The sequence below is a fragment of the Arthrobacter sp. CAN_A212 genome, assembly GCF_015752345.1.
Taxonomy (GTDB): domain Bacteria; phylum Actinomycetota; class Actinomycetes; order Actinomycetales; family Micrococcaceae; genus Arthrobacter_D.
The window spans coordinates 110,670-118,764 of sequence record NZ_JADOUT010000010.1; the positions used below are offsets into that span (position 1 = coordinate 110,670).

Below are 8,095 nucleotides of genomic sequence, written 5' to 3' on the forward strand. Positions count from 1 at the left end.
TTCCCTACCGGGCCTGCTTCTCCTGCGCCCGGAGTGAGCGCAGCAGGTGGTCGCGTTCCTCCAGCACGATCCGCCGCAGGGCGGCAGGGGCCGAGTGGTGGTCCGCCAGCCACGCATCGGCCGCCCGCACCACCCGATGTTCCCCTGCTGGCAACCCTGGCTCAAGGTCCTGGGAGCCGGGGAACAGTCCGCGCACAATCCGGCTGGCCATCTCGATGCCCCTGGTTTCCCACACCCGCCCAATCTCGGCAAAGTACTGTTCCAGGTAGGGGGCGCGCAGCTCGTCCGGGCCTTCAGCGAACCCAGCGATCGTCGCCGAGAGCAGCTCGTTGGAGAGCCGGGTGCCAAACACCGCTTCCTGCCACGCCTTCTCCTTGATGGCCGGGTCGGGAACCGAGGTGGATGCCCGGGTGAACCCGGCCTTGCCAGCCGCAGTGCGGTCGCGTTCCAGCTCAGCCTCCAGGTCCACTGCGGACGCACGTGCCTGGGCAGCGAGGGCCTGCCAGAGGAGCCAGCGCAGTTCGGCGTCGACGGCGAGTCCGGGCACGCGGTCCTGTCCTTCCAGCAGCGCTCTGAAGAGGTCCGAATGGGTGTCGCTGTGACGACCCAGCGCGGCGGCAGCGCGTGCCCAGACCAGCTGCTGGTCCGATTCGGGCCGCGCGGCGCGAAGGCCGTCCACCACAAAGCCGAACAACCGCTCCCGGAGCTGCCCGCGTCCCTCCGCCGACGCATAGTGTTCGACGGCGTAGTGCGCGTTGCGCAGCATGACCTGCAACGCACCGACGCCCGTCTCGCCGGGCGCAGCCAGCTGGACAGCGCCGACATAGTCGGCCGCGGAGAGCGCGGCGTCACGGGTGTTCGACCACAGTGCGGCCTGGCACACCGCGCGTGCCAACGGCTCGTCCAGCTGCCCCACACTCTTCAGCAGGGTCGCCAGGGAGCGGTCGTCGAAGCGGATCTTCGCGTAGGTCAGGTCGTCGTCGTTGATCAGGAGCAGATCCGGTTGGAGCGTACCGCGCAGTTCCGGAACCTCTGTGAGAGCACCGTTGATGCGCACATCGACGGTGCCGGTGCGGATGAGGGCCCCGGCGACCCGACTGTAGAGTCCCAGCCGGATCTGGTGCGGCCGCAACGCTGATTCACCGGTGACCGGGTCTACGGCCTCCTGATGGATCACTACGGAGCGGTAGGCGCCGTCGTCGTCGACCGTCACCTCGGCACCCAGCGAAGGCACACCGGAGGTCTGGAGCCACTGTTGGGCCCACCCGGTCATGTCCTGGCCGGTGGCGTCGGTCAGGGCTGAGAGCAGGTCGGCCAGTCGGGTGTTCCCGAAGGCATGGTTCCTGAAGTAGGCGCGGGCCGCTTCGAAGAACGCGTCGCTGCCGGCGTAGGCCACCAACTGCTTCAGCACCGAGGCACCCTTGGCGTAGGTAATGCCGTCGAAGTTCTGCTTGGCTGCTTCCAGATCAACAATGTCAGCGGTGATCGGGTGGGTGGAGGGCAGTTGGTCCTGGAGGTAGGCCCACGCCTTGCGGCGGTTCGCGAAACTCACCCACGAGGTGGCGGAGCCGGTTGCCTCGGCCACCGCGAGGGCGCCCATGTAGTCGGCGAAGGACTCCTTCAGCCAGAGGTCGTCCCACCAGAACATGGTCACCAGGTCGCCGAACCACATGTGGGCCATCTCGTGCAGGATGGTGTTGGCGCGGGCTTCGTACTCGTCGTGGGTTGCCTTGGACCGGAAGATGTAGCTCTCGGTGAACGTGACCAGGCCCGGGTTCTCCATGGCTCCGAGGTTGTACTCCGGAACGAACGCCTGGTCGTATTTGCCGAACGGGTAGGGATATTCGAACCGCTCGTGGAAGTACTCAAGCCCGCGCTTGGTGACGTCGAAAATGGTATCGGTGTCGAACGCACTGGCCAGGGACGCCCTGCAGTAGAGACCCAGCGGGATCTCCAGGGTGCCGCCGTCGGACAGGGTGCCGGACCAATGGTCGGTGGCTGCGAAGTAGGGTCCGGCGAGGACCGTGGTGATGTACGTGGAGATCCGTTCGGTCGGAGCGAACCTCCACACCGCCACGCGGTCCCCAGCCGCGGCGGGTGGCTCCTCTTCTGTCCGGGAGACCTCCGCGCCGTTGGAAGCCACGATCCACCCGTTCGGCGCGGTCACCGAGAAGGTGAAGGAGGCTTTCAGATCCGGCTGCTCAAAGTTTGCGAAAACACGGCGGGCGTCGGCTGGCTCGTACTGCGTGTAGAGGTAGGTCTCGCCGTCGGCCGGGTCGGTGAAGCGGTGCATTCCTTCGCCGCTCCGGCTGTAGAGAGCTGTTCCCGTCACCGTGACGGTGTTCTCTGCCGCCAGTCCGGGCAGGTTGATCCGGGCGCCGTCGACGACGACTGCGGGGTCCAGCTCGCTGCCGTTCAGGGTGATCGAGTGGACCTCACCGCTGATGAAGTCCATGAAGGTATCGCTGCCCGGTTCGGCGCAGGTGAACCTGACGGTCGACCGGGACAGGAAGCCGGCGACATCGGGGTCGGCAGCCGCAGTGAGGTCAAGGTGGACCTCGTAGCTGTCGACGCTCAGGAGACTGGACCGGTGGGCCGCTTCATCGCGGCGGAGATTCTCGTTCATCACCCGGTCATTCAATCACGGGTGGCAGCCGGAATATCAGTCAGCGAACAGGGACCCCAGGGGAGCGACCGGGACCACGCCATGGGCCTTCACCGCGAAATCCTCATTCACCGTGACGAGCGCATCGGCCTGGAGCCGGGTGACGGCGAGGTACTCGGCGTCGTCGATAGCGGCCCAGCCTTGATCCCGCGCGATCATCCAGGCGGTCCGGCGAGACACCCGGTCTCCCAGGAGCCGCAGCTTCAGCTCGGTCATCCGGTCGTGCTGTTTGAGGGCCTCCGCTTCGGTGAGCTCCCCGCAGCGGACGGCGGCAAACAGGATGGCGAGGGCCTGCGAACGGATGGTATTCGGTGCCACCAGCTGATGCTCCGCACTGGGGCGCCGGTCCTGGTTGACGAGGTGCACGAGCGTCGGCGGATCGATCACATAGCGGGTCATGGCGGCACTCTACGCTCTCCCAGGCTCGACGCCCTTGAGGCCGCTTCAAAACGCCACACGAGTGACCTACTGCACAATATGTATTCCAAGAAATCCGTGGCAATGTTGAACCCATGTCCGATCTCTTCCAAGATTATGCCGCTGCCGCCAGCCGCACGCCCGCCTTCGACGAAATGTTCGCGTCCGGCCAGCAGGCCCGTGGTGAATACAGCCAGGTAGCCGCCGCCCTCAGCGAACTGAACCTCGCCGATGTCACCGCGCGTGCCGATTCCATGGCCAGGACTTTCCTGGATCGTGGAGTCACCTTCGACTACGCGGGGGAAGAGAGGCCCTTCCCCCTGGACATTGTTCCGCGGGTCATCTCCGGCACCGACTGGCAGGTACTGGAGCAGGGCGTCACCCAGCGGGTGCGGGCTCTGGAAGCGTTCCTGAACGACGTCTACGACAAGATGGCTGTCGTAGCCGACGGCGTGATTCCCCGCCGGCTGATCACCTCCAGCGCCCACTTCCACCGCCAGGTGTCCGGTTTCGACCCGGCCGGTGGCGTCCGGGTGCATATTTCCGGGATCGACGTCGTCCGGGACCAGGAGGGCACTTTCCGGGTCCTCGAGGACAACGTCCGGGTCCCCAGCGGGGTGAGCTACGTGCTGGAGAACCGGCGCGCGATGGCCAAGGGCCTGCCGGAGGCCTTCGGGCAGCAGCACATTCGCCCAGTCGAGGAGTACCCGCGGCGACTTCTCGCTGCGCTCCGCAAGACGGCTCCGTCGTCGGCGGAAGACCCCACCGTCGTCGTCCTCACCCCAGGTGTGTTCAATTCCGCCTACTTCGAGCACACCCTGCTCGCTGGCCTGATGGGCGTCGAACTGGTTGAGGGCCGCGACCTGATCTGCCGCGGAAACCGCGTGTACATGCGCACCACCGCCGGCGAACAGCGCGTGGACGTCATCTACAAGCGGATCGACGACGAGTTCCTCGACCCACTGCAGTTCCGTTCCGACTCCATGCTCGGCTGCCCGGGGCTGGTCAACGCAGCCCGCGCCGGCACCGTCACCATTGCCAATGCGGTGGGCAACGGGGTGGCCGACGACAAGCTGGTGTACACCTATGTCCCCGACCTGATCCGCTACTACCTCAGCGAGGAGCCGATCATCGCGAATGTCGACACCTATCGGCTGGAGGATCCCGAGGCTCGTGAGGAAGTGCTTGACCGGCTGGATGAACTGGTGGTCAAGCCGGTGGACGGTTCCGGAGGCAAGGGTCTGGTCATCGGCCCCGACGCGTCGAAGGAAGAACTTGATGCCCTGCGGGAACGAGTGACCGCTGATCCCCGCGGCTGGATCGCGCAGCCGGTGCTGCAGCTGTCTACGGTGCCGACGATGTCCGGTGGCCAGTTCAGCCCCCGACACGTGGACCTGCGCCCGTTCGCAGTGAACGACGGCGACGACGTCTGGGTGCTGCCCGGTGGCCTCACCCGGGTGGCCATGAAGGAAGGCTCGCTGATTGTGAACTCCAGCCAGGGCGGCGGTTCGAAGGACACCTGGGTGGTTGACGAGCAGAACCAGACCCCGGTGCGCCCGATCGTTGAGACGGTGCGGCGCCCGGTGCAGGAGAGGGTCTGGCCGATCGAATCGGGATGGCAGGATCGCCAGCCGGAGCAGCAACAGCAACAGCTGGGGTGTACCGAAGCCCCGGCCGGGGACAACCGCGGGAACCATGGAGAGGACACCGTCAATGCTTAGCCGGATCGCCGAAGCACTGTTCTGGATCGGCCGCTATGTCGAGCGTGCCGACGGAACAGCCCGTATCCTCGATGTCCACCTGGAGCGACTGAACCAGATGCCCCGCGCTGAGCAGCGCGATGTGTCCCGCCAGCTGCTGGGTGTGATGGGCAGCCGGGTGGACGGTGACGAGCTCGAGCTCTCTGACCTCCTGCAGGCGCTGGCCTACGACCGCACGAGCACCACCTCGATTGCGGGGGCGCTCGGCGCTGCCAGGGAAAACGCCCGCCGGGCCCGCGAAACCGTGTCCGGCAGTGTGTGGGAGAGCCTCAACACCACCTGGTACGGGCTGACCCAGCACCGGAAGGACGTGGTGGGCACCTACCGGTTCTGCCACTGGGTGGTGGAACGCACCGCGATGATTCGGGGGCTCTCGGATACCACCATGAGCCATGACGAGAGTTGGCAGTTCCTCGTGCTGGGCCGCAGCCTTGAGCGCGCCGACATGACGGCACGGATGTTGTCCACCCACGACGTCCACGCCGCGGGGTTGTCCTGGGTGAACATGCTGCGGTGCGCCGGGGCGTACGAGTCGTTCCTGCGCACCCGTCGGGCATCGTTCGGTGACCAGCAGGCCGCCGAGTTCCTCCTGCTTGACCGGTTGTTCCCCCGGTCGATCGTCTACGCGCTCAGCGACGCCGAGAAGTGCCTGACAAATCTCAACCCCGCCTATCGCCGGGTGGGATTCATCAACGACGCGAGCCGCATCGTGGGGCAGGCCCGCACGTTCCTTGAGTTCCACCAGACCGATGACCTGATGTCAGAACTGCCGGAACACATGGAACGCGTTCAGAAGGCCTGTGCGAAGGCCTCGGACGCGATTTCACGCACCTACTTTTCCCAGGCAGACGAACTGTCCTGGGTGGGAGAACTCTCATGACCCGCTTGCTCATCACCCACCGCACCGGTTACAACTACGTGCGGAAGGTGACCCTGTCCTACAACGAGGCCCGGATGACTCCGCTTACCGACCCCCAGCAGGTGGTCCTGGAGTCCACGCTGAAGGTGTCGCCGTCGAGCGCTGCCGTGTCGACCTACAAGGACTACTGGGGCACCCGGGTAACTGCCTTCGACATGCAGAGCGCCCACGAATTCCTCGAGGTAACAGCGGTGACCACCGTCGAGGTGAGCCGGATGGAACGTATCCCGGCCGACGACGAGGTTGCCACCTGGGAACAGCTCAGGTCCGACGACGTCGCGAACGAGTACGGTGACTGGCTCCCGCAGACCGCACTGACCGAACCCGACCCCGAGGTGAGCGCGAAGGCGCTGGAACTCGTTGACGGCCGCAACCCGCATCAGGCGGCTCATGCGATCTTCGCGTGGATCAAGGAGGAAATGTCCTACGTACAGGGCGTGACCGGGGTGCAAACCAACGCCAAGGACGCCTGGGGGTCGCGGAAGGGTGTCTGCCAGGACCTGGCACACCTTGCGATTGGTGCGTTCCGGAGCGTCGGCATTCCTGCACGCTACATTTCCGGGTATCTGCATCCGCGCAGCGGTGCGGGCGTTGGCGAGAAGGTCGCCGGTCAGTCCCACGCCTGGGTTGAATGGTGGGACGGTGAGTGGCGCGGCTGGGATCCGACGAATAAGGGCCCGGTCAGCGACTTCCATGTCTCGGTGGCCCGCGGACGTGACTATAAGGACGTGTCCCCATTGAAGGGCATCCTCTCTGGTGGCGGTGGGTCGACCCTGAATGTGACCGTGGAGATCACGCGCGTCGCCTAGCCCTGAGTTTGGTTTAGTACTGCGTCTGGCTTGGCCGTGAGGTTGGTTTAGTGCTGCGGCTGGCTTGATTACCGGCTCCTTGGGGTATGCCCCAAGGTTTTTTTGGTGCTGCGTTTGGCTTGGCCCTGAAGCTGGTTACCTGAGCTTCGCTGGACTCCCGGCTCCGTGGGCATGCCCGTGAGGTTCCAGCCCGATTCTCGGGTGCGGTTCGGTTTGTGGGGTTCCGGTCCGGTTCGGTCGAGGTGTTCGGCTCAAGCGGCTCAGCTGGTGCCCCGCCGTGAAAACACCGGTGAGAAAGAGACCCGCCATCCTCCACTGAGCCCCACCAAATGTTCGCTGTGGGCTTAATTTCTTATAGCGTTTATCGGTCTCACCGGCGCCCAAAAATGTCAGTGGCGGGTGATGTGATAGGGGTATGAAGCGGCAGGAGAACGCAGAGCAGATCACCGGTTTTCCGGTGTCTGATCCTGGTGTCCCTAGCCAGCTTCCCGGCAGGTTTCATCCGAGCGAGAGGCCACGGGAAGGTGGGTCGGTGCCGGATTCGGCGGCGGTCCCGGATTCGTCGGCAGAGCGGAGTTCGTCAAGTAACCCGGAGTCGTTCAGTCTTGGGGGGAGGATCTGGATGGAGCCCGTCGTCGCTAGGGTTCGGCGTCGCCCGGTCGCAGGTGACACTCCAGCCACCGTGGTGGAGGTAGCCAGCCCGGAAACGCTGGTGGCCATGCTGCAGGGGGACACGAGGCAGGCGGCGGGGACTGGTGCGCTTGAGCCACCGCCTGACACTGCCGAACCTGATACTGCCGAGCCTGACACCGCCGAGCCTGATACGGCTGATTTGTTGGTGGCTGCTGATCGGTTGATGTCGTGGGTTGTTGCCCGGCAGGCGGAACTGGTCGCCGCGTTGCACACCGAGGTCCAGGACGAGGTCCAGGATCGGGTTCAGGATCAGGGAGCGGCTCGCGCTGGGTCCCGTTCTGGTGAGAGGGTGGGGGCGGGTCTGGGGTTTACTCTGACGGCTGAGGAGTTGGTGCCGTTGCTGAACCTTTCCACCCGTGCCGCGCACCGGCTGCTGGACCAGAGCCTGAGGCTGGTCGAGGATCTTCCCAAGACCCTGCAGTCGTTGGGAGCGGGGATGGGGCCTGTCAAGTTGTTTGTGTAAGTGAGCGGGCCATTTTTTAGTTGAGGTAGTAGTCGAGGCGTTCAGGGTAGGTGATCGCGAGGTGGCCGAGGGCTTGTTTCCAGCCGGCGGTGGAGGCGCCTTCGACGAGGTGGTTGCCGGTGGATTCCTTGCTGGTCTTCCGGCTTTTACGGCGTTCCCTGGCGCGTTTGTCTTCGATGTTGCAGATCGAGAGCCAGAGCAGTTTCACGGCGGCTTGATCGCTGGGGAAATGGCCGCGGTTCTTGATGATTTTGCGCAGTTGGTAGTTCAGCGGCTCGATCGCGTTGGTCGTGTAAATGACCCGCCGGATGGCCGGTGGGAAGGCCAGGAAAGGGATGAAGCGCTCCCACGCGCTTTCCCAAACCCTCA

Annotated in this window: 7 protein-coding genes; 4 read left to right on the plus strand and 3 right to left on the minus strand. The window is 65.0% G+C overall.

Annotated features, from left to right (window positions below; all coding sequences use genetic code 11):
• Window positions 1-4: 4 nt before the first annotated feature.
• Both pepN and IWX64_RS09615 read right to left on the minus strand, forming a co-directional pair.
• Window positions 5-2,626 carry an aminopeptidase N gene (pepN, locus tag IWX64_RS09610; protein WP_245345639.1) on the minus strand — a complete coding sequence of 874 codons (2,622 nt, stop codon included), beginning with the start codon at window positions 2,624-2,626 and terminating at the stop codon, window positions 5-7.
• 36 nt (window positions 2,627-2,662) lie between these two features.
• Window positions 2,663-3,064, minus strand: a complete 402-nt coding sequence (locus tag IWX64_RS09615) for a hypothetical protein (protein ID WP_196866905.1) — start codon at window positions 3,062-3,064, stop codon at window positions 2,663-2,665.
• Window positions 3,065-3,177: 113 nt separating this feature from the next.
• Here IWX64_RS09615 and IWX64_RS09620 point away from each other — a divergent pair, with 113 nt between their 5' ends.
• From IWX64_RS09620 to IWX64_RS09635, 4 genes are all read left to right on the plus strand, one after another.
• Window positions 3,178-4,803, plus strand: a complete 1,626-nt coding sequence (locus tag IWX64_RS09620) for a circularly permuted type 2 ATP-grasp protein (protein WP_196866906.1) — start codon at window positions 3,178-3,180, stop codon at window positions 4,801-4,803.
• A complete protein-coding gene (locus tag IWX64_RS09625; protein WP_196866907.1) occupies window positions 4,796-5,722 on the plus strand; it encodes an alpha-E domain-containing protein in 927 nt (308 codons plus the stop codon). The genes IWX64_RS09620 and IWX64_RS09625 overlap by 8 nt, the downstream gene beginning before the upstream one ends.
• Window positions 5,719-6,570 (plus strand): transglutaminase family protein, encoded by an 852-nt coding sequence (locus IWX64_RS09630; RefSeq protein ID WP_196866908.1) that lies wholly within the window; start codon window positions 5,719-5,721, stop codon window positions 6,568-6,570. The genes IWX64_RS09625 and IWX64_RS09630 overlap by 4 nt, the downstream gene beginning before the upstream one ends.
• 622 nt (window positions 6,571-7,192) lie before the next feature.
• A complete protein-coding gene (locus IWX64_RS09635) occupies window positions 7,193-7,726 on the plus strand; it encodes a hypothetical protein (RefSeq protein WP_196866909.1) in 534 nt (177 codons plus the stop codon).
• Window positions 7,727-7,742: 16 nt separating this feature from the next.
• On the opposite strand, the gene IWX64_RS09640 is transcribed toward IWX64_RS09635, so the two are convergent.
• Window positions 7,743-8,095: transposase (locus tag IWX64_RS09640; protein WP_196866910.1), on the minus strand; the 353-nt coding region annotated here is incomplete at its 5' end.